We start from the raw sequence: 23487 nt of genomic DNA on the forward strand, positions 1-23487 counted from the left end.
GCGGATGGTCTCATAGCCGGTTGGAACCGGCAATCCACTTAAAGCGATTCGAGACCTTCAAAGCGGAAGGTCTGGTGTCCCGCGGGGGTGTCGCCATGGGCTGCGGTGGCAATGACCCGTTCGGTCAGCACCCAGGGGCCATCCCCGGGCAGGGCAGCAAAGGTGTCCCGGAAGCTGCTGCAGCCGCCCCGTGCTTCTCCCGTTGCGGGGTCGGCGTACTGACTGGTGTAGGTGTGGCTGAGGTAGCCCGCACCCGTGTCGGTGACATCGGTGGTGTAGATCGTCACGACGGTGCCGTGGATGTGCCGGTGCACCATGGTCACCACGTCATCTTTGATGCGGTACCTGTCGCCCTCTCCCTTGCCACCGACGACAACTTCCGTGCCCACATCGTTGGTGTCACCGGCGGTGAAGGTGTTCTCACCATGGGTCTGCTCGAAGCTGCGGCGCACCCGATGGATCGCCACTTCCCAGAGCTGGGAATTCACCGCCTTGAGAATCGCTTCGTCCTCAATGCCGTCTACCTTGGCCTTGAGGTCGGCTCCGATTTCAAACTGGCCCTCGACCCGTTGATCGCCCTGCTGCCAGATGCAGCGGCCGCGGTAGCCGGTGAATCCAGGAGCCCAGGTGTAGCGGTTTTCGTAGGCGCGACGGAAGTCATCACGCAGATCGCTTCCTGGTTTCACGGGAACGGAGGCTGTCACAGCGGTGTTGTTGCTGCTGCAACCCTACCGATGGCTTAACGCTGCATGGCGTGAACGTCCTGCAGGGCATGGATGCTGAGGCTGGGCTGTTGCTGGAGCGCGGAGATCGCCTCCACCGCCGCCCGCGCGCCCGCCAGGGTCGTCACCGTTGGCACCGCGTAATCGAGCGCCGCCCGGCGCAGGTACTTGTCGTCATGGGCGGCTTGACGGCCGATTGGTGTGTTGATCACCAGCTGCACCTGATTGGAGCGGATCTGGTCCTCGATGTTGGGTCGCCCCTCATGCACCTTGAGGACGGGTTGAACCTTCAATCCCGCGTTGGCGAGCGCTTGGGCGGTTCCTGAGGTGGCCGTGACCGCGAACCCAAGTTCGATCAGTCGCGCCGCGATCGGCACCAGTGCCTGCTTGTCGCGATCATGGGTGGACAGGAAGACCGTCCCTTGGGTGGGAAGCGCTTCGCCAGCACCGAGTTCGGCTTTGGCATAAGCCATGCCGAAACTGTTGGCCGATCCCATCACCTCACCGGTGGAGCGCATTTCCGGCCCCAGCACAGTGTCGGCTCCCGGGAAGCGCCGGAATGGCAGCACCGCTTCCTTGATCGATTGCAGCGGCGGCTTCGGCTCATGGGTCAAGCCGATGTCGTTGAGGGTTTCCCCCGCCATCAGACGGGTCGCCAGTCGCGCCAGAGGTTGACCTGTGGCCTTGGCGACGAAGGGCACGGTCCTGGAGGCGCGGGGGTTGGCTTCAATGATGTAGACGACTTCCGAACCATCGGTGTTGCGCTGCACGGCGAACTGGAGGTTGATCAGTCCACGCACCTCGAGGGTTTGGGCGAGGGATCGACTCCAGTCGCGGATGGTGTTCAGCGCCGCCTCCCCGAGGGAGACCGCGGGCAGACAGCAGGCGGAGTCTCCGGAATGGATTCCCGCCGGTTCGATGTGTTCCATCAGTCCACCGACGATCACGGCACCGGTGTGATCGCAGAGGGCATCCACATCCACTTCAACGGCGTTCTCCAGGTACTGGTCAATCAGCACCGGATGGTCGGGCTCCACCTGCACGGCTTCGCGCATGTAGCGGTTCAGTTCCTCTTCGTCGAACACCACCTCCATGGCCCGTCCGCCTAGCACGTAGGACGGCCGCACGACAACCGGATAGCCCACTCGTGTGGCGACGGCCCGTGCTTCCTCCTCGCTGCGTGCCAGGCCATTGCGGGGTTGGCGGATGTCCAGGTCGCGGAGGATGGCTTCGAACTGTTCGCGGTCCTCGGCCCGGTCGATCGATTCCGGCGATGTTCCCCAGATGCTGGTGCCCGTGGCGCGCCCCTCCTCACTGTCCAGCCAGCGCAGCAGCGGGATGGCGAGTTTCAGAGGCGTTTGTCCCCCGAACTGCACCACCACGCCATCGGGACGTTCCGCTTCGATCACGTTGATAACGTCCTCCAACGTGAGTGGTTCGAAATACAGGCTGTCGCTGGTGTCGTAATCGGTGGACACCGTTTCGGGATTGCTGTTCATCATCACGGTGGTGATCCCCTGGTCCTGCCCGGCAAACGAGGCATGACAGCAGCAGTAGTCGAATTCGATGCCCTGCCCGATTCTGTTGGGCCCGCCGCCGAGAATCATCATCTTGCGGCCGCCCTCGCGGCGACTCACCTCAGTCGAAGCGGGAAGGGGTTGGAGGGATCCGTCCGCCTGCAAGGTCTGCAAGGGGCGCTCGTAGGTCGAGTAGTGGTACGGAGTGGACGAAGCGAACTCAGCAGCGCAGGTGTCGACGGTTTTGAACACGGCCCGCACACGGAGCTGATGACGCCGCTGACGCACTGATAATTCGTCGCTGTTGGTGTGCCAGGCGATCTGTCGGTCTGAAAAACCCAGCTGCTTGGCTTCAAACAGGTTGTCGGCATCGAGCTGCTCGAGGCTTTTGCCTTGGAGCAGCCGTGTTTCGGCATCGATGATGCGTCGCAGTTTGGCCAGAAACCAGGGATCAATCCGGCTGATTCGATGAATCTCGTCGTCGCTGCGTCCGCGAACCATGGCCGTTCGCACGCTGAGGATGCGCTCCGGTGAGGGGGTCCTCAGCTGACGATCCAGCTCACCGTGGCTGAGCTCCGGTTCCTCCCGGTCGCCTCCCCAGCCCGACAACCCTGTTTCCAGGGATCGCATGGCTTTCTGGAAGGATTCTTCGAAGCAGCGGCCGATGGCCATGGCTTCGCCCACCGATTTCATCGATGTGGTGAGCACGGCTGGACTGCCGCGGAATTTTTCGAAGGCGAAGCGGGGGATTTTGGTGACGACGTAATCGATCGTCGGCTCGAAGCAGGCCGGCGTTTTGCCGGTGATGTCGTTGAGGATTTCGTCGAGGGTGTAGCCGACGGCGAGGCGCGCGGCGATCTTGGCAATGGGAAAGCCGGTGGCCTTGCTGGCCAACGCCGATGATCGGCTCACCCTGGGGTTCATCTCGATCACTACCACGTCGCCGTTGTCTGGGTTGATGGCGAACTGGATGTTGCTGCCGCCCGTTGCAACACCGATCTCGCGAATGATGGCGATGGACTGGTCGCGCAGCCGCTGGTATTCCCTGTCGGTGAGGGTCTGGGCCGGGGCCACTGTGATCGAATCCCCTGTGTGCACCCCCATCGGGTCCAGGTTTTCGATGCTGCAGACGATCACGACGTTGTCTGCCAGATCGCGCATCACCTCTAGCTCGAATTCTTTCCAGCCCAGGAGCGATTGCTCGATCAGAATCTGAGACACCGGGCTGGCCTCGAGCCCGCTCTTGCAGATCGCGGCGTATTCCTCGGGGTTGTAAGCAATGCCCCCGCCACTGCCACCCAAGGTGAAGGCTGGTCGGATGATCCGGGGGAAGCTGCCGATCGCCGCTCCAACGGCTTCAGCTTCCTCCTGCGATGAGGCGATTCCTGAAGGACAGACCTTCACGCCGATGCGCTCCATGGCCTGCTTGAACAGCAGACGGTCTTCCGCCTTCTGGATCGCCTTGAGGTCGGCACCGATCAATTCAACGCCGAAGCGCTCCAGCGTTCCGTTTTCCGCCAAGGTGACCGCCAGGTTGAGAGCGGTCTGCCCCCCCATCGTGGGAAGCAGCGCATCCGGCCGTTCCTGTTCGATCACTCGGGAGACGACGTCCGGCGTCAGCGGTTCGATGTAGGTGCGATCCGCCATTTCCGGATCGGTCATGATCGACGCCGGATTGGAGTTGATCAGGATGACGTCATATCCCTCAGCTCTGAGGGCTTTGCAGGCCTGGGTTCCGGAGTAATCGAACTCGCAGGCCTGGCCGATCACAATCGGACCAGATCCCAGCAGGAGAATGCGACGCAGGTCAGACCGCCTCGGCATGGGAAATCGTCCTTTGCCAAACAGCTCAAGCCTCTCACGTGGCCTCGCCCCGGCTGGTGGACTCGGCCTCGCTACCGTGAAGACAGATCAGCACCCGAGTTGCGATGAGTGAGCTCCAGCGCCTGAAGGGGCTGCTGCCACCGGAGATGCAGAGCTGGGTGTTCGTTGAATCAGCTGCTGCAGTCGATCCCCCGTTGATCACCCTTGAGGAGATCGGTCGGGATGAAGTGGAGATCCAGGTGGACCTCGACGAATGGGACGCCCTCGCCCTGGACCACCGCAATCTGCTCTTCTGGCATGAGGTGGGCCGGATTCAGAACGACACCATTCCCCGGGATGGCTGGGAGATGGCCGCTCTGGCCATCGGCCTCGGTGGTGCCATCGGCGAATTGTGGGTGCAAGACGGCCTGCTGCTGATGATGGCCCTCGGCCTCTCCGGCTTTGCGGGATACAGGCTGTATCTGAAGAACAATTCCGAAAAGCGTCTTCAGGACGCCATCAGTGCTGATGAACGCGCCATCGATTTGGCGTGCCGGTTTGGTTACAGCGTGCCCAACGCCTATCGGAGTCTGGGGGGGGCGCTGAAGGAGTTGGTCGAAAAGACCCGTAAGAAGCGGCGCCGCAGTTATTACGAAGATCGTCTCGAGGCGCTGCGCAAGAGTGCCAGCAAGGCCAGAGCTGAAATGGCTCAACAGGAGGGCTCACGCAGCTCCGTTACCAGCGAGAACGTTTATGGATAGCGAGAAGCTCGCCGAATTGGTGGCCGATGCCTGCGATGACCGCAAGGCCACCGACATTCGCTTGATCCGCGTCGATGAGGTGTCCAGCCTGGCCGATTGGATGGTGATCGCCGGTGGTCAGTCCGACGTTCAGGTGCGTGCCATTGCCCGGTCGGTTGAAGACCGCCTGGAGACGGAGGCAGACCTGCTTCCCTTGCGCAAGGAAGGGCTGAATGAGGGTCGCTGGGCTCTTTTGGACTACGGCGATGTGATCGTTCATGTGCTGATGCCCGATGAGCGCGGTTACTACGACCTTGAGGCGTTCTGGAGTCACGGTGAAAGCCGAACCTTCTTACCGTCGGTGAAGTAGCCGCTTGACCCATGACAGAAGCGGCGTCCTGCCCTGTTCCTCCGGAGCAGCGGCCTCTTGAGGAGTTTCAGCAGCTCTGCGAGTCATGGTTCTTCTCCTGGCCAGCGGGCCAGGAACCTCGCCTGAGCCAACGCCTTGCCGGCTTTTGGTTTTTGATGCTGCCGGTATGCAGCCTGATCGCCAGCGGTAGTTGGACGCTCAAACAGGATCCACCTCGGCTGGTGGCTGCTGCAGCTGTGGCCGCCCTGGTGCTTCCTCTGCTACTGCTGGTGCGGCAATGGTTGGGATGGACCTATGTCATGAAGCGTCTTCTGCGGGAATCCGTCGACTACGAGGAATCCGGCTGGTACGACGGGCAGACCTGGGAAAAACCCCTGTCCTGGCGCGAGCGGGATCTGCTGGTGGCCCGTCATGAAGTTCGTCCGATTCTGGGGCGTCTGGGCCGTGCGATGGCCACGTCGGCGGGTTTGATGCTGGCTGGGGCCAGTCTCTGTCAGGCTCTTTGAACCAATCGGGGTGACCGATGACTTTGCCCTCGGGCTTCAGCCCCGCAGCCCGGTCTGGATCAGCGCCTCTTGAGGTCAGCCTCCGACGTGGATCGATCATGGAATCGGTGCATCGCGTCCATGCCGTGGTCTGCGATGGCCGTGGTCGGGTGCTGATGTCGGCCGGCAACGTCGGCTTGCAAAGTTTCATTCGCTCGGCGCTGAAGCCGTTTCAGGCCCTGCCGTTCCTCAGCAGTGGAACGGCTGATCAGCTGGAGGTCGATGACCGGGGCATCGCCATCAGCTGCGCCTCCCATGCGGGCACCAACGCCCACGCACGCGAAGCGTTCAGGTTGCTCTGGAAAGCGGAGTTGGATACGGCGTCACTTCAATGTCCGGTGCCGGAGGGTGCTGACAGCCCGCTTCAGCACAATTGTTCCGGCAAGCATGCTGCGTTTCTGGCCACCAGTCGCAAGATGGGCTGGCCGATCGAGACTTATCTGCAGAACGATCACCCGCTGCAGGTTGAAGTGAACCGTCGGGTCGCTGAACTGATCGGGCTTCCCGCGGAGGAATTGGTTGCCGAACTGGATGACTGTGGCGCTCCCACCCTGGCGTTGCAGTTGGCTCAGATGGCCCTGCTCTATGCCCACCTCGGTGCTTCACAGCAGCCTGAATTTGAGCAGATCAGCCGGGCGATGTTGAGCCACCCCGATCTGGTGGCTGGCGAGGGGCGTTTTGACACGGAGCTGATGCGACGCAGCCATGGTCTGGTGTTGAGCAAAGGGGGAGCGGAGGGCATCCAGTGCCTCAGCCGCATTGGTGAGGGGCTTGGGGTCGCCATCAAGGTGGAAGACGGCTCCCGTCGCGCCAAGCAGGCTGTGGCACTGCATGTTTTGCGTCAACTTGAGTGGCTCACACCCATGGGGCTCGATGAGCTGGAGGAGCAGGTGCTGGTTGTGAACCCGAGCGTCAAGCTCACGGTGACCGGTGCGCTGCACACCTGACCTCTGCTGTCGTTGGCGACGCCGACATGTATGATTTTTGGGTCACCGCGGGGTAGAGCAGTCTGGTAGCTCGTCGGGCTCATAACCCGAAGGTCGGGAGTTCAAATCTCCCCCCCGCCACCACTTCTGATTGAATGATCGATCCCCCTCTGGGGGGATCTTTTTTTTGTCTTTGATCGCTCCATGAGCCGTTGCTCCCTGAACTGCGATGGCCCTTGGGACGCCATCGTCGTTGGCTCTGGAGCGAGTGGAGGCATCGCGGCCATGACGCTGGCTGAAGGGGGAGCCCGGGTGCTTGTGGTGGAGGCCGGCCCTGACCTCACCCGTGCGCAGGCCTTCGGGTCCGAACCCGGAAATCTGCTGCGACGAATTGCGGGCCTGACCAGCGGCAGCCATCGCCGTCAGTCCCAGCATCCCGGCTACTGGAAAGCCAACCCACGCCTGTATGCCGATGAACGGACCCATCCGTATGAGCACCCGAAGGATCAGCCGTTTCTGTGGACGCGAGGGTTGCAGGTTGGCGGCCGCAGCCTCACCTGGGGGGGCATCACCCTGCGGCTTTCCGATCAGGATCTGGCTGGGGTGGAGCTGGATGGTGAACAGGTGGGTTGGCCTTTGCGCAGTAGGGATCTGACGCCGCATTACGGCGAACTGGAGCGCTGGCTCGGTGTTCATGGCGGGCACGACGGTTTGGACCATCTGCCCGATGGAGACACGCAACCGGCTCTGGCCGCGACCTCGGCGGAACAGCGCTTTGCCGAGGCTGTGCGGAAACGGTTGGGGTACCCCGTGATCCGCTCTCGCGGCTTTGGTCCGGCGCCGCAGCAGGGGCAGGATCCCGCCTGGCCGCGCTCCAGCAGTCGAGGCAGCAGCCTGCCTCGTGCCCTGGCCACAGGACGTGTGCAGCTGCTCTCGGAGCACGTGGTGGAGCGTCTGTTGATGGATACGGGTGGAGACAAAGCCACGGGTGTAGTTGCCATTGACCAAGCCAATGGCAGCCGCAAGGAGTTGAGGGCGGATCTCGTGGTCTTGGCGGCCTCCACGATTCAGACCCTGTCCATCCTGTTGCGCTCCCGTCGTTGTGAGCAGAGCAACGGTTTTGACGACCCTTCGGGACGTCTCGGCACTCGCCTGATGGACCATGTGTCCACATCGCAGTTTTTTGCCTTTCCTGAGCCTGAAAGCCTTCCTGCGGATCAGCCCCCGCTTACGGGCGCTGGAAGTTTTTTCGTTCCGTTTGGCCGACACCTGCAATCGGCTGATTTTCAGGGAGGCTATGGCCTCTGGGGCGGCATTGGACGGTTTGATCCGCCGCGATGGTTACGGCGTCGCCCCTCAAGCATCACCGGGTTCCTGATTGGTCACGGCGAAGTCCTTCCCCGGGCTGACAACAGGGTGACCCTGAGTGAGCGCACGGATCGCTGGGGCATGCGTGTCCCCTCGATCGCCTGCCGTTGGAGCAACAATGAATTGGCGATGGTGGCGCACATGCGCGGCTCAATCAAGGCCTGCATCGATGCGGCCGGAGGCGAGGCCCAGCCGATCAAAGACCTCTTCCACCTCCCGTTGGTTGAGCCTTTCTTGGACGGTGCTGTTGCGCTGTCTGAAGGCGCAGCCCCACCGGGTTATTACATCCATGAGGTGGGAGGGGCTGCGATGGGGGAAAGCGAGATCTGCAGCGTCGTTGATTCCTCCAACCGTCTTTGGCGTGCTCCCAACGTTCTTGTGGTGGATGGCGCTTGTTGGCCGACCTCGGCCTGGCAGAGCCCAACGCTGACGATGATGGCCTTGAGCCGTCGGGCCTGCTTGTTGGCCCTCAGTGGTCGGGGCGGATGAACAGATCGTTGAGGTAGCGCTCGGTCACGGCGCGGTCCTCACAGCCGTTCTGAAACAGAAAATGAGCAAGGGCGGAACTCATGACCCGGTATTGGTCCCAGGTGGGGTTCTCCCCGATGAAATCCTTCATGCCTCGGTAGAGCACTTCAGGGATTTCCGTTTCCAGGCTCACGTAGCTGGATCCTCCAGCAGCGTCCTGCTCCACCGTTCCCGTCCCATGGCATCGCTCAAGATGATTCCGATCCATACCGGCCAACCAGTTCCTGCCTCACGCCCACCCAGAAAGCCACACAACCGTCGCTGGCGTCAAAGCCGCCGATCGTTGTCGCATTTCGGATGAGACGAGGCGAGACCGCAGTCTGGGACTTGGTTTGAATGCACCAATGGTGGCGAGGCAGTGTTGGTGAAGGGCACGGACCTGGACTGTCAACCCCATGGCGCCCTTTCCATGGAAATTCACAGGGTGACCGTTTCAGCCTGTGAGCCAGCGCTTGGCTGTGGAAACAGGCCGTGTTTTCTGTGGAGAACGCGGGTGAAGGAATTTCAATCAGAAAAACTGATCTTCATCCCGTCGCTCCTGTCGCTTGCGAGAACCGAGAAATTGAAGGCAAGCCGGCCTCAGGTTCCCTTTGGATCCATGGAATCAATCTTTAGCTGTGTTGCTGTTGCGTTTCAGCGTGGTAGGCCCCAGGGGATGTTCAGCGTGGGGGTAAGGGGGGTGGTGATGGTCATGGCTGTGATCTGATCCATGGCTGTGGTCCAACCCATGGCTGTGGTCCAACCCATGGTTGTGATCTGACCCATGGCTGTGGTCTGAAGGGTGGTTGTGGTCATGGGAAATCGGGATGCCGTCGGGTTGGCAGGCCCCGGTGCACTCCAGTTCGCAGAGCGTGCAGCTTTCCGCGAGTCCCTCCACGTGGTGGTGGTGGCTTTCCTGCGCTCGTCCAACGTCCTGCTCGAAGCCCAGCACCTGGGCGCGGTACTTGCAGAGTGAGCAGTTCATGGCGGTGTCCCCCCGCAGCACCTCGTCGACCCGTTCTTTGAAGGTGTCCACCACCAGAGTGTGGTCGCCCAGATAGCCCGCCGAGAGAAACTCCACCTCGGGGTGATCGGCCGCCACCAGCTCGGTGTGTTGGCGGATTCGGCTTACCAGCACCCCTGAAAAGAGGAAATAGGGCACCACCACCACCCGGCGGAAGCCCAGCTTCACGGCGTGACGCAGCCCCGGTTCCACCAGGGGGAAGGTCACACCCGAATACACCGTTTCTCCCCACCCGAAGCCAAACCCCTCCACCAACAGGCGCGTCACCTTGGCCACGTTGGAGTTGGCGTCTGGATCGGAGGAGCCTCGACCTACCACCACGAGCAGGGTTTCGGCCAGGGGAACGTCGTGCTTCGCCGCATCCAGGCACTCCTGAACGCGGGCCCCGGCGGCCGACACCATCAACCGGTCCACCCCCAGCTCCCGGCCGTAATCAATTGGTAAGCCCGTTTCAGCCGTGTAGGTGTTCAGAACAGAGGGGATGTCGTTCTTGGCATGCCCTGCGGCGAAAAGCATGGCGGGAATGGCCAGCACCTTGGTGACGCCCTGTTGGCGCAGCGCTTCAAGGCCGTCGCGAAGGATCGGTCGGGCAAATTCCAGGTAGCCATGCTCCACCTGCATCGGAGCAAGCCGAGGCCGCAGGGCGTTCACCATCTGGGCGAACTCCTCGACGGCCAATCGGTTGCGGCTGCCGTGGCCGCAGATCAGAACGCCAAGACGCTCCTTGCCGGTTTCCGTGTGCTGTTCGGCCAAAAGGTCGCTCTGCTGTTCCAATGGTTTGACGATATCGGTCGCATCGTAATGGATTCAGACCGTCCCGTTTTCTTCAGTGCGCAGGCAGCTGATGCGCGGCGATCCGGTCTGGTCTCCCCCCGACCAGCGGAGTTACCGGCCTTGATTCAGAACTGGAGCGGCCCCCGGCCTCTGCGTCTCTGTGGCGGGGGCACCACATCTCGGGCCGCCGTGGCCGACCACTGGACCGTCGATCTTCAAACCCATTTCAAACGTCTTGATTGGCAGCCCGAGGACCAGTCGGTGTGGATCGGCGCGGGCTGCCGCATGGGAGATGTGCTCGAGGCCTTGCTGCCCCACGGCCGAACCGTGGCTGCTGGTTTGTCGGGCCTGCCCGGACTTGGCTACGTGCTCACCGGCGGAATGGGGCCGCTGAGCCGGCAGATGGGGCTCGCTGTCGATCAAGTGCTCGAGGTCCATGGGGTCTGGGGCGACGGCAGCCCCTTTGCGCTGTCTCGGGCTGACGATTTCGGTTCGCTGGAGTGGAGGGGGCTCTGTGGAGCAGCCCCGTTTCTGGGGGTGGTGAGCGAGCTGCGCCTCACCACTCACCCGCTCGAGGCGCTGTGGGTGGAGCAACCCGTGGTGTCGCCCGATCAACTGCCTGAACTCATGCTCCAGGCGGAAGCGGCCGACTCGCGCGCCAGCCTGCAGTGGCATTGGCAGAGCGGTGACGCGGTGCTCTTGCTCCGCATCTCTGCTGTTGAATCCGCAGGAGCCCAAAGGATCGAGGGGCTTCATCATCTCCCATCCTTGAGAGGCTCGACCCCGATGCCTCCCCGATGTCATGCGGAGATTGTGGGTTTATTGGGGCCCGCCTGCGCTGGGGCATGGGGCCCGTTGATGCCGGAGCTGGGCCGTTTGCTGCAGCAGCGTCCACATCCGGGCTGCAGCCTGGCCTGTCAGCAGCTTGGCGGGGCGACGCAACGGGTCCCGGTGGAGGCCACGTCGTTTGTGCACCGCAATGCCGCATGGAAACCCTGGATCACAGCCGCGTGGACGCCGGGGGATGCCTCGGGTCAGATGCGCAGCCTTGCTTGGCTGGAGCAGGTCTGGCAGCTCCTCCAGCCGGTCTGCCCTGGCGTGCATCTGGCACAGTTTCATGACCATCTGCCCTTTCATCAAAAGGAGCTGGAGGCAGCGTTCGGACCCTGGTTGCCGGGGTTGCGTCAGCTCAAAGAGCGCCTGGATCCAGCAGGCACCCTGCCGACCCTCTGATTTACGGTCGCCGCTAAACGGCAGCCGTTGATGGCCAAGCGATCCCATCCAACCCTGGTGAATCAGTGGTTGGACAACCCCAGCAAAGACCTGCTTTCTGGTCTGGTGGTGGCTTTCGCGATGATTCCTGAGGCCATTGCCTTTTCGGGGATCGCTGGGGTGGACCCCAAGGTTGGTTTGTTTGGAGCGTTCTGCTTGGCGCTGACGATCGCCGTCGTGGGTGGTCGCATGGCCATGATCACCTCAGCCACCGGATCAACCGCCCTGTTGATGACCGGTCTTGTGGCCACCGGCGAAGCCCGGGGGCCAGGCCTGGGTGTCCAGTACCTGATGGTGGCGGGGCTGGTGACGGGTCTGCTGCAGATTCTCTGGGGATATTTACGGTTGGCCTATCAGATGCGCTTTGTCCCCCAAGGGGTGCTGAGCGGGTTTGTGAATGCGCTGGCCTTGTTGATCTTTCAGGCCCAGTTGCCCCAGCTTGGTGTGAATTTCCATGCTGGAGAGGTTGATCATGGGGCCTCCTCGTTGCTCCCCCATGGCGGGCAGATTCCCATCGTCTGGGCCTTGGTCCTGCTGGGCCTGGTGATCATCTATGGCCTTCCCCGGCTCACCAGGGTGGTGCCATCACAGCTGGTGGCCATCATCGTGATCACAGTGATCAGCGTGGGCTTCAGCTTCGACATCCCCACAGTCAGCAGCCTCGGCAACCTTCCTGCCGGTCTGCCCACATTCCAGCTTCCCTTCGGAGAGGGCGGCGTCCCCTTCAGTCTCGACACCCTGGGTCTGGTGCTCCCCACAGCCTTGGCCATCTCCCTGGTGGGGCTGATGGAAACCTTCCTGACCCAGGACATCCTCGACGACAAGACCGACACCACCAGCAACAAAAACGTTGAGGCCCGTGGCCAAGGCATCGCCAACATTGTGTCGTCCTTGTTCGGCGGCATGGCTGGTTGTGCGCTGGTCGGCCAGTCCGTGATGAATGTGGACAACGGCGGTCGTACGCGACTTTCAACCCTGTTCTCGGGGGTGAGTCTGCTGGCGATGATTCTGCTGGCTGGGCCCTGGCTCAAGCAGATTCCAATGGCGGCTCTGGTGGCCGTGATGATCAGCATCGCCGTAAGCACGGCTGACATGAATGGTCTGCGCAACCTGCGCCGCATCCCCAAGAGCGACACCTCGGTGATGCTGATGACCTTCGCCGTCACCATGCTCACCACGCCGCACAACCTGGCCCTGGGTGTTTTGGCTGGTGTGGCGCTGGCGGGAATTCTGTTCAGCCGCAAGGTGGCCAAGGTGATTCAGGTGGAGGCCATCCAGATCAGCGACCAGGAGCGTCTGTATCGGGTTGTGGGGCAGTTGTTCTTTGTCAGCAAGGTGTATTTCCTTCAAGGATTTGATCTTCACGATCATCCCGAGCGCATCACCCTTGATCTCTCCCAGGCTCATATCTGGGACCAGAGCGGCGTGGCTGCGCTGGATCAGGTCATTCGTAAATATCGCAACGCTGGTTCTGTAGTGAGCGTCGTGGGCCTCAATGAGGAAAGCCTCGATCTGTTTGAGCGGATCGGCGGGCAGGAATCAGCCCATGGCTAAGGCGCAGCTGCGAAATCACCGTCTTGAATCGGCGTCGCTCGCCTGCTCTAGCTTTTTCAAGCAGACGTCGAGGTCCTGGCGCATGTCTCGCAGGCGAATCTGAATCTGGGCATCTTCGGGGGCAGCGTTCAAGTATTGCTCGGTCACATCCCTGCTGATGCCGATCAGCAGGCAAAGCGTTTGAAGGTCACCTCCTGCCCGCTGATAAGCGCCCTCCAAAAGAACACCCAGGAGGGCCATCTTGTTGTTGTACTCGGCGCGATCGTCGCTTTCCCAGGCGAAGGACGCAGGGGAGATGGTTCCAACGATCAATCCGGCCAAGAGGCCAGTTAAGACCCTCATCGATGCAGGCCTTTTGAGCGAGAACTTAGATCGAAAGGGGTGGATGTGCGCGGGATCTGGGACAATCCCACCCGATTCGTACCAACGCTGATGTTCCGATCCCGTGCGCGTGTTCTGATCGGTGTGTTGGCCGGGTTGTCTTCTCTCCTGGCGTCATGCGCCTCCTTGGACAGTGCAGGCGGATCGCGACTGGATCTTGTCAAAAGCCGTGGGGAGTTGCTCTGCGGGGTGAGCGGGAAGATCCCAGGCTTCAGTTTTCTCAGTCCTGATGGGCGTTACACCGGCCTGGATGTGGACATCTGCCGTGCCATGGCGGCTGCTTTTGTTGGCGATGCTGAGAAGGTTCAGTACCGGCCTTTGACAGCGCCCGAGCGGTTCACGGCCTTGCGATCGGGCGAGATCGATCTGTTGTCCCGCAACACCACCCAAACCCTGAGCCGCGATGCGGTGGGGGGCAACGGGCTGCGCTTTGGACCTGTGGTCTTTCACGATGGCCAGGGCTTGATGGTCAACGCCGACAGCGGAGTGCGCTCTCTTGCTGATCTGCGCGGCAAGTCCATCTGTGTGGGCTCGGGCACCACGACCGAACAGAATCTCAACGACGCCTTCGCCTCCCAGGGGCTGCCCTACACACCGATCAAATATCAGGATCTCAATCAGGTGGTTGGCGGCTACCTCCAAGGGCGCTGCGAAGCCATGACGTCTGATCGGTCACAACTGGCGGCAGCGCGCTCTGGTTTCAGTGATCCCCAGAAGCATCTGATCCTTGACGACCGGATCAGCAAGGAGCCCCTGGCTCCAGCCGTGGTGGGGGGGGACCAGCCCATGGGTGATGCCATGACCTGGGTGGTCAACGCCCTGATCGAAGCCGAGGAGCGGGGCATCACCCAAGCGAATGTGGATGCGGTGGTGAAGCAAGCCGCCGCAGACCCCTCCCAGACCGCTCTGAGGCGCTTCCTGGGTGTGGATCCGGGTCTGGGTCGCAAACTCGGACTCGCCGATGACTTTGTCGTTCAGGTGATCCGCTCCACCGGTAATTACGGAGAGATCTACAACCGCCATCTCGGCCCCGATAGTGCCGTGGCGATTCCACGGGGGGCGAACCGCCTGGCCGGTGAAGGTGGTTTGATGATTTCCCCACCGTTCACCTGATGCGGCAGCGTCGTCTTCTGGTTCAGGTTGGTTTCGCGGCTGTTCTGATGGGCCTGCTGGCTCTGTTGGTCAACAACCTTGCCGTCAATCTGATTCGGACGGGCTTGGGACTGGGTTTTGGCTGGCTGGGTCGACCGGCAGGTTTTGCTCTGGCGGAAACAGCTCTCCCCTATGCCCCATCCGACAGCTACCTCTGGGCCCTGACCATCGGTTGGCTCAACAGCCTCAAGGTGATCGCGGCTGGTCTGGTCTTGGCCACCGTCCTGGGTGTGGCTGCTGGTGCAGCCCGCAGCAGCAGCAACCGTCTGCTGCGCAGCCTGGCCGGGGGCTATGTGGCGTTGATTCGTCAGGTTCCTCTGCTCCTGCAGTTGCTGTTCTGGTACTTCGTTGCCTTCCTTGGCCTTCCGTCGGTGCCGATCGGTGGGTTGATCCGGCTTTCGAATCAGGGCATTCAGTTGTTGGGCCTGAACCTCAGCGTTGAATTTTGTGCGGTTCTTGTGGGGCTCACGGTGTTCACGGGTGCATCGATTGCCGAGATCGTGCGAGGTGGCATCAACGCGGTACCGCGGGGCCAGTGGGAGGCCTTCCGCAGCCTTGGGCTTGGGGAAGGGCTTGGGTTGCGTCGCATTGTGTTGCCCCAGGCGCTGCCGGCGATTCTTCCAGCACTCACAAGCCAGTACCTCAATCTCGCCAAGAACAGCACCCTGGCGATTGCCGTGGGCTACGCCGATCTCTACGCCGTCAGTGACACCACCATCACCCAAACCGGCCGCGCCATTGAAGGCTTCCTGCTGTTGTTGCTCAGCTTTCTGCTGCTGAATCTGTTGATCAGCGGCGGTATGGCTGCCTTGAACCGTGCCGTGCTGGGTCGTCTTAACAGGAGCCGCTGATGAACCGTTGGTTGGATCGTGGCATCACCCTGCTGCTGCTGGCTCTGCTCGGATGGACTGGCTGGTCAATGCTGCATTGGCTGCTGGTTGGGGCCGACTGGTCTGTGGTGACCACAAATCTGCCGCTGTATGCGGTGGGCAGTTTCCCCGCGGATCAACGTTGGCGTCCGCTGCTGTGGATGGCTGCACTGATCACGCTCACGCTGCTGACCATCGCCGGCCCGAAGCGTGGCTGGGTTCGCCGTTGGTTGCCGTTGCTCTGGATCGTGATGGCACCGTTGGGGGTCTGGCTCTTGGCCGGAGGTTTGGGCTTGCTGCCGGTGGGGACGCGCAGTTGGGGTGGTCTGACGCTCACGCTGCTGCTCACGGGAGGCAGTGGAGCTTTGGCGCTTCCGTTGGGGATCCTCCTGGCCCTCGGCCGGCGCAGTGAGCTGCCGGTGCTGCGTTGGAGCAGCGCCGCCTACATCGAGTTGATGCGGGCTGTGCCGTTGATTGCGGTTCTGTTCTTTGGACAACTGCTGATCCCGTTGTTCCTGCCGCCAGGGCTTGAGATCAATCGAGTTCTGCGGGCGGTCGTGGCCTTCGCCTTGTTTGCAGCGGCCTACATCGCAGAGGATGTGCGCGGCGGTTTGCAAGCGATTCCTCCCACCCAGCGGGAAGCCGCAGCCGTGCTGGGCCTGTCGCCACGCCAAGTGCTGCAACTGGTGGTGCTGCCTCAGGCGCTGCGGGTTGCACTTCCATCGCTCACCAACCAGGCGGTGGGTCTGCTGCAAAACACAAGCCTGATGGCCATTCTCGGTTTGGTGGAATTGCTGGGCATCAGCCGCAGCCTGTTGGCGAATCCTGCGTTCATCGGCCGCTATTTGGAGGTGTATCTCTGGCTTGCTGCGGTTTACTGGCTGGCGTGTACGGCCATGGCGCTGCTGGCCCGCCACCTGGAAGTTCAGCTTGACCCTGCCCGCTCCGCTTCATGACTGTCGCCATTCGAGCCACTGATCTGGTCAAGAGCTATTCCCAGGGGGTGAGAGCTCTCGATGGCGTCACCCTTGAGGTGAACAGCGGTGAAGTGCTTGTGGTGATGGGGCCTTCCGGGTCCGGCAAGAGCACGCTGATTCGTACGTTCAATGGTCTGGAGTCGCTGGATGGCGGAGCTCTGGATGTGCTCGGCGTTCCCTTGGATTCCACCCATGGGGAACGTCAGGTGCGGGCGATTCGCAAGCGTGTGGGGATGGTGTTTCAGCAGTTCAACCTGTTTCCCCACCTTTCCATCCTCGACAACATCACCCTGGCTCCGATCAAGGTGCAACAGCGCGCCAAGGCTGATGCGGAGCAGCGGGCCATGGAGCTCCTTGACCAGATGGGCATTCGCGAGCAGGCCCACAAGTACCCGGCGCAACTCAGTGGTGGTCAGCAGCAGCGGGTGGCGATCGCCCGAGCTCTGGCTTTGGATCCTGAGGTGATGCTGTTTGATGAGCCCACCAGCGCCTTGGATCCGGAGCGGGTGAAGGAAGTGCTGGATGCGATGCGCCAGTTGGCCAAGGGCGGTATGACGATGGTGGTGGTGACCCACGAACTGGGTTTTGCTCGTGAGGTGGCGGATCGGGTGATGTTCATGGATCGGGGGCAGGTGGTGGAGACCTCCGACCCCGAGACGTTTTTCACAAATGCCAGAGAAGAACGCAGCCGGAGATTCCTGAACCAAATGCAGCACTAGAACAACGTTGCTCTTTGACGAAGCGCTTTGACGACTGCCGTCAGGCCGAGAGGCGTTGTTTGCGGGCGTTCTCAGGCTTTTCGCTGTTCCCTTGGGGGAGAGGTTGCTTGGTTGTTGATCGCCTCAACATCCGTCTGTGTCCTTGTCCCTTCCAGTGCAAATAAGCGGTGACACTGACCAACCAAAACGCCACAAAAGCGAGGGTGAGCGCCAGGCCGTGCATCTGATAAAAGGTCAGCACGATGTGGATGGACAGGGCAGCGGAGCCCAACAACAGGAGCGTGTTGCTCAAGAGTGAAACGATGGCTGCTTTGAATGACTTCAACGCTGCCGCCTCGTTCCGCCTGACGTTACCGAGCCTGATTGTCTTTGCCATCCCCTGCGATGTCCTGTGGACCACCTTCACTTGGCTTGGTTGACCTCTCGACAATTAAAAAACCCCTCCCTGCAGGGGAGGGGATGGCTAGAGGTTCGATGCCTCAGCCGATGAATCCGCAGCTCACTCGTCCACCTGATCGGCGGCTTCGCTGTGCTCTGCAGCTGCACCGGTGGGAATCAAACGAATGGCCTTTTTGCCGAGCTTGATTTCAAATTCATCCCCGGGCTCCAGGTTCAGCATGGCGGTGTAGGCCTTGCCGATCAGAAGATTGCCGTTGCCTTGCACCTTGGCGATGTAGCTCAGCTTGCGACCACCTTTGCCGATTGCGGCACCGCCGCTGCTCAAATTGACACCTTTGGCTTCGAGCAGCGCCTCATAGAAGGCTGTGAAATTCAGGCGATCGCCGCCGTCTTTCTTGTCAGAGACGTAGCCACAAGCTCTCACCAGATCGGATTTGGAGACATCTCCAAGATCTTTGACCTTGGCGAGAAGCTCTGAACCAGTCAGCATTGCGATTGCAACTCATTGGATGAGTAATTCATAACTGATTGGCGTGCTGGGTGTCAATCAGATGGCTCAATATTTTTGTGGCTAAGTGGCCTCTTTGTTGGTCATCTGGAGTGGGTCTCTGTGGTCTGACTCTTGAGACTGCTCTCCTGTCATGAACCTTGAGGGGGAAATCTTGCGTCCTGTGCCGTGTTTTCAGCGGCTGGATCATTCCAGGGGCTGTTGTATCCCTATGCCTTTCGGACTGTTTCAGGGCTCGCCAATGATCGTGTAGTCGACACGATCATCGTCAGAACAGCAGAAATCGGCGTAATACCGCTCAAGTTCATCGTATGCAGCGTCGTAGCTGGCGAAACGCAGCCGCGTCAGATGGTCTTCCGTTCCGTCGCTGCGCACGATGCGATGGCCTGAAGCTGGGAGCATTGACTGAGTGAATGGAGACGGTGGTTTTGATAGCGCTGATGCGTGAGCTGCCTCGGGTTTCTAGGGTCCTGATCTGAGGTGGAGATGCCGATGCTTCGGTTTTTGCTGGAGCTTGTGCCCTCTCTGCTGATTGGGTTTTGGGCTGGACGACACCATCAAACCCTCTCCACCCGCTTTGCATCACCGTTGGTGAGGTTCGGGGTCCCGATCAGTGTGATGGGCCTGCTGTTGAAGGGAGGGCTGAGCGGTGACATGTTGCAGGCCGCAGGGCTTGCGGTTCTGGCCATGGGCCTGGTTCTGGTGGGGGCTTCGCGTGTGCCGGGATGGGATCAGCTGGCCTCTCCCACACTGCGTTTGGGCTGTTGCACGGGCAACACGGCCTATTTCGGGGTGCCTCTCGCCTTGGCCTTTCTGCCCGACGAGGCCCTTCCCATCAGCATTGGTTACGACCTTGGGGCAACACTGTTGATCTGGAGCCTTGGGCCGATGTTGATCGCGTCGCAGGCCGACGGATCGCAACGGCTGCACGATGTGCTGCGCAACGTTGTGGCCAGCCCGGCAACCCGAGGTCTCATCGGGGCTCTTCTGGTTCAGGCAACCCCCTGGTCTGCACGGGTGGCCGACGCCTTGTGGTGGCCTTCCCGCCTGGTGATCATGCTGGCTCTGATCGTGGTGGGCATGCGCCTCGGCTGCATTCATCGCCAGGGAATCACTCCGGCAGCTCGTCCGTTGCAGCTGCTGAGGCCACTGATGGCCAAACTTCTGCTGTATCCGTTGCTCCTGCTGTCGCTTGCGTTTCTGCTGCGGTTCGATCCGCTGATGGTGCAGGCGGTTGCCTTGCAGGGGGCGGCGCCGACAGCAATTTCACTGCTGTTGATTGCAGAGTCTGTGGGAGCTGATCAGGAGCGGGCTGCCGGTCTTGTGTTCTGGAGCACGCTGCTGGCGTTGTTCACCGCGCCCGCATGGGGCGTGCTGCTGGCATCTCAGTTCTGAAAACGGCGGAAGGTGAGATTGATTCGCATGGTCTGCACTTTTCGTCGTTGGGGCACGCAGTGCATCCATCGGCTCTGACACCCCGGGTGCATCACCAGCAGGTCACCATCAGCCAGCGGCACCGACATCCGATGTTGGGGAATGTTGCGATGGCGGAGCTGAAAATCCCGCGTTGCTCCGAATGAAAGGGACGCAATCGGAGCCCGCTGATCAATTTCAGGCTCGTCGTCTGCGTGCCAGCCCATGCGGTCTTCCCCATGGCGATACTGATTAAGCAAGCATCCGTTGAATTCGCACGTACAGGTGTCATTCACCCGGTTCAGCAATGGCTGGAACCATGCAGGCCAGCCACAGCCGCTGTGCAGGGTGCCGCTGTACCGATATTGGATTCCTTCGCTGGCTAGAAATGCCGTCATTCGGGGAACGGGGTGGCGCTTGCCAAAGACCCTCACGACCGGCTGTTGCCACTGGAGTTGTTGTTCAAGTTGGTGGTGCCAGACCCTTGCTTCATTGGTCTGAAGCCATCCCTGATGCAGCGACCAGTCCGTGTCAAGAGCGGCTGGATTGACGTTCATTCGTGACGTCGGATGACGAGGTCGGTTCCTTAACGAGACTGTCCCATACATTCGGAGGCATGGGAGCCCGAATCAGCCAAGACGAATTCCTCAAACGCGCTGCTCAGCGTTTCGGCGATCAATTTGATTACAGCGAGATTCGTTGGCGCAGCTATAAAAGTCCTGTTCAAATCCGTTGCAAGGCCCATCCGGTTCAGTTGATCACAATCACGCCGGAAAAGCACCTCCAAACCCTGGGTGGATGCCGTCACTGCCTTCGCGAGAGGCGCATTGCCTCCTTGGAGCGGGAACTCAATCGCAAGGCCGCAGAGCGTCCGGATTCCATCTCAGTTGATCCATCCGCACATCTGGAAGCCAGCCCGAAACGGAACAGCTAACACCCCTTCTGATGAGGTGTCTCAGGTGCATGGGACGGATCAGGCCCCCAGGCTGACCCGCTGATAACAGAACCAGAGCCACTGTTGAAACAGCAGGTTTCGGTGGGACCGCCAGAGGGTTTTGGGTTGCTCGGGATCAAAATTCTCGGGAGGTGGCACATCACCCCTGGCCCGGTCGCGTTCCATTTCTCCAAGGATCCGCCCAACGTTGTATTCGGGATGACCCAGATGCATCAGTTGCCGCTGATCCGGGGTTTCGAAAATGGTGTACCCCACCTGCTGCCCGTGGGCGAGCAGACGAAGTCGTCCATCACGTTCAGCAGCTTCCATGGCGGCATCCGGCAGTCCGGCATGACGGCTTTGGGGGCAGACGAAATGGTCGTCTTGGGTTCCCATCAACGAATGCCCCGGAACGAGGCTCCGCATCGGGTAAATCCCGAACAGCTTCTTCGAGAAGGCGATTTTGTCGACGCCAGCCAGGTAGGCGAGGGCGAAACCGGCCCAGCACAGGCCGAGGGTGCTGGCACAGGTGTGTCGCGCCTCCTCGATCAGCCTGACCAGTTCGGTCCAGTAGCTGACCTGTTCAAAGGGCAGGTGTTCCACGGGGGCGCCGGTGATGATCAAGCCATCGAGTGGACCTTGGGACAAGGCCTCATCCCAGCTCACATAGAGCTGGTCGAGATGGTTCTGATCCCAGCTCTTGTAGATATGGGAATTGAGTCGAATCCAAATCGGTTCGATCTGCAGCACTGAAAGGCCCAGTGGATGCAGCAGGTTGAATTCATACTGCTTGCCCAGCGGCATGATGTTGAGGATGCCGATACGCAGGGGCCTGATGTCCTGGCGTTCGGCCTGTTCAGGCTCAATCCAGGAGATCCGGTTGCGTTCAACCTCCGCGATCTTGTGGTAACTGCCAGGAAGAATCAGCGCCATGGATGCTGGGTTGCCATTCAGCTGAGAACGGCGAATGCCTGCTCGAAGTCGGCCTTGATGTCCTCGATGTGTTCAAGGCCCACAGACACCCGCACCATCGTGGGTGTCACGCCAGCGGAGGCCTGTTCTGCCTCACTGAGTTGCTGGTGGGTCGTGGATGCTGGGTGAATCACCAGCGTTTTCGCGTCGCCCACATTGGCAAGGTGGCTGGCCAGTTTGAGGCTGTTGATGAAACGCACGGCATCGTCATAGCCGCCGTTCAGAGAGAACATCAGCATGCATCCCATGCCCCGGCCTGTCAGGTATTTCTTCGCTGCAGCGTTATAGGGATCGCTCGCCAGACCGGGATAGCTCACATGGGCGATGGCGGGGTGCGCCTGCAGCCAGGTGGCCAGAGCCATGGCGTTTTCGGTGTGGCGTTCCACACGCAGGCTCAGGGTTTCCAGACCTTGCAACAGCAGGAAACTGTTGAACGGACTCACGGCCGGCCCCCAATCCCGCAACCCCTCAACCCGGGCCCGCAGCGCGAAGGCGATGTTGCGGTTCTCGGGTAGGCCCAGCATGTTGCACACATCGCTGCCGAAGCCAAAGGCATCCCAATGCACCAAGCCGTGGTAAGCCGCACTGGGTTCGCTGATCAGGGGGAACTTGCCGTTGCCCCAATTGAACGTGCCGGCATCCACAATGACGCCGCCCAGGCTGGTGCCGTGGCCGCCGATCCATTTGGTTGCACTTTCCACCACCACATCAGCGCCGTGGTCAATCGGTCGCATCAGAGCACCACAGGCCCCCAGGGTGTTGTCGACGATCAAGGGGATACCGTTCTCTTTGGCGAGGGCTGAAAGCCCTTCGAAGTCGGGAATATTGAAGCGGGGATTTCCCATCGCTTCGACGTAGAGCGCCTTTGTTTTGTCGTCAATCTGCGCCGCGAAGCTTGCGATATCGTCACCTTCGGCAAAGCGCACGTCGATTCCCAACCGCGGAAACTGAACCTTGAACTGGTTGTAGGTGCCGCCGTAGAGGTATGAGGTTGAGACGAAGTTGTCTCCCGCCTGCATGCAGTTGGTGATCGCCAGAAACTGAGCCGATTGTCCTGAGGCGGTGGCCAACGCTGCCACTCCGCCCTCCAGGGCAGCGACGCGTTTTTCGAACACGTCGGTGGTGGGATTCATCAACCGTGTGTAGATGTTCCCGAACTCCTTCAGACCGAAGAGGTTGGCTCCGTGTTCGGCGTCATTGAAGACGTACGAACTGGTCTGATAGATGGGAACCGCCCGCGCGTTGGTTGAGCTGTCAGGCGATTGTCCGGCGTGTAACTGCAGGGTCTCGAAACGGTGAGACATCGTCCTCGGCGGGGGCCACTGCCTCCGTTCTAATCGTCAGCGAGTTCTGGTTTGTCGGTTTCCGCCAGAGAAGGGAACGTGCTGCGAATCACCTCCTGAAGATCACGGTGAGCTTCGCTGCGGAATCCAGCCACGCCGTCGGCGCTGAGCAGGGGGTAAGTGCGATCACTGGCGTCCACCTCGCGCAGGTGCTTCCAGCGGTTGCTGCTGTCTTCCTCTTTCAGCGAAATGAGGGGCGCCTGGAAGTCGTAGGCCTTGGTGTTGCCGAGAGCAGCCACTTGGGCCGTGAGCTTTTCACGCACAGGGCTGAGGGCTTTGGCCTTCAACGTGTCGGGCAAGCCGAGCACGGGCTCGTAATGGTCGAGCAGGCGGAGTTCAGCCTCCAGCAGCACCGGCCATGCTCCGCGTTCACCGTCGCCAAGGCCCATCCCCGCCTCGGCTTCGGTCATCGCATCGAGATGGAAGCGCAGCCAGCGGTAGTAAGTCTTGTCTTTGATTGATTTCTTGGCGGCGGCCCGTCCAGTCACAATCGCCGGCAGAGCTTTTTCGGCTTTGCGCAGGAACAGGCGATCCTCGCGCTCCAAATTCATGGCCCCCCAGCGCTGCCGGTATTCCCAGAGCTCGATGTAGCGAGCCACATCAGCCTCGGACCAGCCGAGGCCCTTCAGTTCATCACCGCGATGGGAGGTTTCCTTGGACACCCGCTTCCTGGATCACGCCAGGTCTCAGCGTAGGTG

At 60.9% G+C, this 23487-nt stretch carries 25 protein-coding genes and 1 tRNA gene; 14 read left to right on the top strand and 12 right to left on the bottom strand.

Features of this window, described 5'->3' with window-relative positions:
* Positions 1 to 38: 38 nt before the first annotated feature.
* Positions 39 to 704, bottom strand: coding sequence for a DUF3386 domain-containing protein (locus KR52_RS06930; protein ID WP_038554001.1), 666 nt, complete (start codon positions 702 to 704; stop codon positions 39 to 41).
* Between the two features lie 35 nt (positions 705 to 739).
* The gene (carB, locus tag KR52_RS06935) at positions 740 to 4063 is read right to left on the bottom strand and encodes a carbamoyl-phosphate synthase large subunit (RefSeq protein WP_038554004.1); all 3324 of its coding nucleotides are present in this window, start codon (positions 4061 to 4063) and stop codon (positions 740 to 742) included.
* Between the two features lie 104 nt (positions 4064 to 4167).
* On the opposite strand from carB, the gene KR52_RS06940 reads away from it, so the two are divergent.
* From KR52_RS06940 to KR52_RS06965, 6 genes are all read left to right on the top strand, one after another.
* Positions 4168 to 4803, top strand: coding sequence for a DUF3318 domain-containing protein (locus KR52_RS06940; protein ID WP_038554007.1), 636 nt, complete (start codon positions 4168 to 4170; stop codon positions 4801 to 4803).
* Positions 4796 to 5152 (top strand): ribosome silencing factor, encoded by a 357-nt coding sequence (gene rsfS, locus KR52_RS06945; protein WP_038554011.1) that lies wholly within the window; start codon positions 4796 to 4798, stop codon positions 5150 to 5152. The genes KR52_RS06940 and rsfS overlap by 8 nt, the downstream gene beginning before the upstream one ends.
* 11 nt (positions 5153 to 5163) lie before the next feature.
* Complete coding sequence (locus KR52_RS06950) at positions 5164 to 5658, top strand: CGLD27 family protein (protein WP_038554014.1); 495 nt, start codon at positions 5164 to 5166, stop codon at positions 5656 to 5658.
* 17 nt (positions 5659 to 5675) lie between these two features.
* On the top strand, positions 5676 to 6644 hold the full coding sequence (locus KR52_RS06955) for an asparaginase (RefSeq protein WP_038554017.1): 969 nt from the start codon (positions 5676 to 5678) through the stop codon (positions 6642 to 6644).
* A gap of 46 nt (positions 6645 to 6690) precedes the next feature.
* Positions 6691 to 6767: transfer RNA gene (locus KR52_RS06960), tRNA-Met, on the top strand.
* Between the two features lie 60 nt (positions 6768 to 6827).
* Positions 6828 to 8480 carry a GMC oxidoreductase gene (locus KR52_RS06965; RefSeq protein WP_038554020.1) on the top strand — a complete coding sequence of 551 codons (1653 nt, stop codon included), beginning with the start codon at positions 6828 to 6830 and terminating at the stop codon, positions 8478 to 8480.
* Here the strand turns inward: KR52_RS06965 and KR52_RS06970 are convergent.
* Both KR52_RS06970 and KR52_RS06975 read right to left on the bottom strand, forming a co-directional pair.
* Positions 8461 to 8727 (bottom strand): DUF2811 domain-containing protein, encoded by a 267-nt coding sequence (locus KR52_RS06970; protein ID WP_038554023.1) that lies wholly within the window; start codon positions 8725 to 8727, stop codon positions 8461 to 8463. The genes KR52_RS06965 and KR52_RS06970 overlap by 20 nt on opposite strands.
* Positions 8728 to 9123: 396 nt before the next feature.
* Positions 9124 to 10296 carry a sirohydrochlorin chelatase gene (locus tag KR52_RS06975; protein WP_253912334.1) on the bottom strand — a complete coding sequence of 391 codons (1173 nt, stop codon included), beginning with the start codon at positions 10294 to 10296 and terminating at the stop codon, positions 9124 to 9126.
* 27 nt (positions 10297 to 10323) lie between these two features.
* Here KR52_RS06975 and KR52_RS06980 point away from each other — a divergent pair, with 27 nt between their 5' ends.
* Entirely contained in the window at positions 10324 to 11529 is a 1206-nt protein-coding gene (locus KR52_RS06980; protein WP_038554026.1) for an FAD-binding oxidoreductase, read from the top strand.
* A gap of 30 nt (positions 11530 to 11559) precedes the next feature.
* The gene (locus tag KR52_RS06985; protein ID WP_038554029.1) at positions 11560 to 13122 is read left to right on the top strand and encodes a SulP family inorganic anion transporter; all 1563 of its coding nucleotides are present in this window, start codon (positions 11560 to 11562) and stop codon (positions 13120 to 13122) included.
* Positions 13123 to 13137: 15 nt separating this feature from the next.
* Here the strand turns inward: KR52_RS06985 and KR52_RS06990 are convergent, their stop codons facing one another.
* Entirely contained in the window at positions 13138 to 13464 is a 327-nt protein-coding gene (locus tag KR52_RS06990; protein ID WP_038554031.1) for a hypothetical protein, read from the bottom strand.
* 90 nt (positions 13465 to 13554) lie between these two features.
* On the opposite strand from KR52_RS06990, the gene KR52_RS06995 reads away from it, so the two are divergent.
* The 4 genes from KR52_RS06995 to KR52_RS07010 are packed head-to-tail and all read left to right on the top strand — an operon-like array spanning position 13555 to position 17220.
* The gene (locus KR52_RS06995) at positions 13555 to 14616 is read left to right on the top strand and encodes an amino acid ABC transporter substrate-binding protein (RefSeq protein ID WP_038557002.1); all 1062 of its coding nucleotides are present in this window, start codon (positions 13555 to 13557) and stop codon (positions 14614 to 14616) included.
* Positions 14616 to 15506 carry an ABC transporter permease subunit gene (locus KR52_RS07000; RefSeq protein ID WP_038554034.1) on the top strand — a complete coding sequence of 297 codons (891 nt, stop codon included), beginning with the start codon at positions 14616 to 14618 and terminating at the stop codon, positions 15504 to 15506. The genes KR52_RS06995 and KR52_RS07000 overlap by 1 nt, the downstream gene beginning before the upstream one ends.
* Positions 15506 to 16480: an amino acid ABC transporter permease gene (locus KR52_RS07005; protein ID WP_038554037.1), complete on the top strand. Its 975-nt coding sequence runs from the start codon at positions 15506 to 15508 to the stop codon at positions 16478 to 16480. Before KR52_RS07000 ends, KR52_RS07005 begins: the two co-directional genes overlap by 1 nt.
* Positions 16477 to 17220 carry an amino acid ABC transporter ATP-binding protein gene (locus tag KR52_RS07010; protein WP_038554040.1) on the top strand — a complete coding sequence of 248 codons (744 nt, stop codon included), beginning with the start codon at positions 16477 to 16479 and terminating at the stop codon, positions 17218 to 17220. Before KR52_RS07005 ends, KR52_RS07010 begins: the two co-directional genes overlap by 4 nt.
* A 40-nt stretch (positions 17221 to 17260) precedes the next feature.
* On the opposite strand, the gene KR52_RS07015 is transcribed toward KR52_RS07010, so the two are convergent.
* The 3 genes from KR52_RS07015 to KR52_RS14745 all read right to left on the bottom strand — a co-directional run bounded on the left by KR52_RS07015 (position 17261) and on the right by KR52_RS14745 (position 18529).
* Entirely contained in the window at positions 17261 to 17512 is a 252-nt protein-coding gene (locus tag KR52_RS07015; RefSeq protein WP_156957633.1) for a hypothetical protein, read from the bottom strand.
* A gap of 207 nt (positions 17513 to 17719) precedes the next feature.
* A complete protein-coding gene (locus KR52_RS07020; protein WP_038554046.1) occupies positions 17720 to 18109 on the bottom strand; it encodes an AbrB family transcriptional regulator in 390 nt (129 codons plus the stop codon).
* A 246-nt stretch (positions 18110 to 18355) separates the two neighbouring features.
* Positions 18356 to 18529, bottom strand: a complete 174-nt coding sequence (locus KR52_RS14745) for a hypothetical protein (protein WP_173402201.1) — start codon at positions 18527 to 18529, stop codon at positions 18356 to 18358.
* A gap of 84 nt (positions 18530 to 18613) precedes the next feature.
* Here KR52_RS14745 and KR52_RS07025 point away from each other — a divergent pair, with 84 nt between their 5' ends.
* Complete coding sequence (locus tag KR52_RS07025; RefSeq protein WP_084221960.1) at positions 18614 to 19522, top strand: AEC family transporter; 909 nt, start codon at positions 18614 to 18616, stop codon at positions 19520 to 19522.
* On the opposite strand, the gene KR52_RS07030 is transcribed toward KR52_RS07025, so the two are convergent.
* Positions 19513 to 20097 carry an alpha-ketoglutarate-dependent dioxygenase AlkB gene (locus KR52_RS07030; protein WP_038554049.1) on the bottom strand — a complete coding sequence of 195 codons (585 nt, stop codon included), beginning with the start codon at positions 20095 to 20097 and terminating at the stop codon, positions 19513 to 19515. The two genes, KR52_RS07025 and KR52_RS07030, sit on opposite strands and share 10 nt — an antisense overlap.
* A 59-nt stretch (positions 20098 to 20156) precedes the next feature.
* Here KR52_RS07030 and KR52_RS07035 point away from each other — a divergent pair, with 59 nt between their 5' ends.
* Positions 20157 to 20474, top strand: a complete 318-nt coding sequence (locus KR52_RS07035; RefSeq protein WP_038554052.1) for a hypothetical protein — start codon at positions 20157 to 20159, stop codon at positions 20472 to 20474.
* 39 nt (positions 20475 to 20513) lie between these two features.
* Here KR52_RS07035 and KR52_RS07040 read toward each other — a convergent pair whose 3' ends face one another.
* From KR52_RS07040 to KR52_RS07050, 3 genes are read right to left on the bottom strand one after another with little or no spacing between them, the layout of a single operon-like run.
* Entirely contained in the window at positions 20514 to 21407 is an 894-nt protein-coding gene (locus tag KR52_RS07040; RefSeq protein WP_038554055.1) for a homoserine O-succinyltransferase, read from the bottom strand.
* Between the two features lie 17 nt (positions 21408 to 21424).
* Positions 21425 to 22750, bottom strand: a complete 1326-nt coding sequence (locus KR52_RS07045) for an O-acetylhomoserine aminocarboxypropyltransferase/cysteine synthase family protein (RefSeq protein ID WP_038554058.1) — start codon at positions 22748 to 22750, stop codon at positions 21425 to 21427.
* Positions 22751 to 22779: 29 nt separating this feature from the next.
* Positions 22780 to 23451 (bottom strand): hypothetical protein, encoded by a 672-nt coding sequence (locus KR52_RS07050; RefSeq protein WP_038554062.1) that lies wholly within the window; start codon positions 23449 to 23451, stop codon positions 22780 to 22782.
* Positions 23452 to 23487: the final 36 nt, after the last annotated feature.

The organism is Synechococcus sp. KORDI-52, assembly GCF_000737595.1.
In the GTDB taxonomy this organism is placed as follows: Bacteria; Cyanobacteriota; Cyanobacteriia; order PCC-6307; family Cyanobiaceae; genus Parasynechococcus.

Excerpts from the sequence above, each read along its gene's own strand:
- carB (WP_038554004.1), bottom strand. The coding sequence starts at position 4,063 with ATGCCGAGGCGGTCTGACCTGCGTCGCATTCTCCTGCTGGGATCTGGT.
- KR52_RS06940 (WP_038554007.1), top strand. The coding sequence starts at position 4,168 with ATGAGTGAGCTCCAGCGCCTGAAGGGGCTGCTGCCACCGGAGATGCAG.
- rsfS (WP_038554011.1), top strand. The coding sequence starts at position 4,796 with ATGGATAGCGAGAAGCTCGCCGAATTGGTGGCCGATGCCTGCGATGAC.
- KR52_RS06950 (WP_038554014.1), top strand. The coding sequence starts at position 5,164 with ATGACAGAAGCGGCGTCCTGCCCTGTTCCTCCGGAGCAGCGGCCTCTT.
- KR52_RS06955 (WP_038554017.1), top strand. The coding sequence starts at position 5,676 with ATGACTTTGCCCTCGGGCTTCAGCCCCGCAGCCCGGTCTGGATCAGCG.
- KR52_RS06965 (WP_038554020.1), top strand. The coding sequence starts at position 6,828 with ATGAGCCGTTGCTCCCTGAACTGCGATGGCCCTTGGGACGCCATCGTC.
- KR52_RS06970 (WP_038554023.1), bottom strand. The coding sequence starts at position 8,727 with ATGGATCGGAATCATCTTGAGCGATGCCATGGGACGGGAACGGTGGAG.
- KR52_RS06980 (WP_038554026.1), top strand. The coding sequence starts at position 10,324 with ATGGATTCAGACCGTCCCGTTTTCTTCAGTGCGCAGGCAGCTGATGCG.
- KR52_RS06985 (WP_038554029.1), top strand. The coding sequence starts at position 11,560 with ATGGCCAAGCGATCCCATCCAACCCTGGTGAATCAGTGGTTGGACAAC.
- KR52_RS06990 (WP_038554031.1), bottom strand. The coding sequence starts at position 13,464 with ATGAGGGTCTTAACTGGCCTCTTGGCCGGATTGATCGTTGGAACCATC.
- KR52_RS06995 (WP_038557002.1), top strand. The coding sequence starts at position 13,555 with ATGTTCCGATCCCGTGCGCGTGTTCTGATCGGTGTGTTGGCCGGGTTG.
- KR52_RS07000 (WP_038554034.1), top strand. The coding sequence starts at position 14,616 with ATGCGGCAGCGTCGTCTTCTGGTTCAGGTTGGTTTCGCGGCTGTTCTG.
- KR52_RS07005 (WP_038554037.1), top strand. The coding sequence starts at position 15,506 with ATGAACCGTTGGTTGGATCGTGGCATCACCCTGCTGCTGCTGGCTCTG.
- KR52_RS07010 (WP_038554040.1), top strand. The coding sequence starts at position 16,477 with ATGACTGTCGCCATTCGAGCCACTGATCTGGTCAAGAGCTATTCCCAG.
- KR52_RS07020 (WP_038554046.1), bottom strand. The coding sequence starts at position 18,109 with ATGCTGACTGGTTCAGAGCTTCTCGCCAAGGTCAAAGATCTTGGAGAT.
- KR52_RS14745 (WP_173402201.1), bottom strand. The coding sequence starts at position 18,529 with ATGCTCCCAGCTTCAGGCCATCGCATCGTGCGCAGCGACGGAACGGAA.
- KR52_RS07025 (WP_084221960.1), top strand. The coding sequence starts at position 18,614 with ATGCCGATGCTTCGGTTTTTGCTGGAGCTTGTGCCCTCTCTGCTGATT.
- KR52_RS07030 (WP_038554049.1), bottom strand. The coding sequence starts at position 20,097 with ATGAACGTCAATCCAGCCGCTCTTGACACGGACTGGTCGCTGCATCAG.
- KR52_RS07035 (WP_038554052.1), top strand. The coding sequence starts at position 20,157 with ATGGGAGCCCGAATCAGCCAAGACGAATTCCTCAAACGCGCTGCTCAG.
- KR52_RS07040 (WP_038554055.1), bottom strand. The coding sequence starts at position 21,407 with ATGGCGCTGATTCTTCCTGGCAGTTACCACAAGATCGCGGAGGTTGAA.
- KR52_RS07045 (WP_038554058.1), bottom strand. The coding sequence starts at position 22,750 with ATGTCTCACCGTTTCGAGACCCTGCAGTTACACGCCGGACAATCGCCT.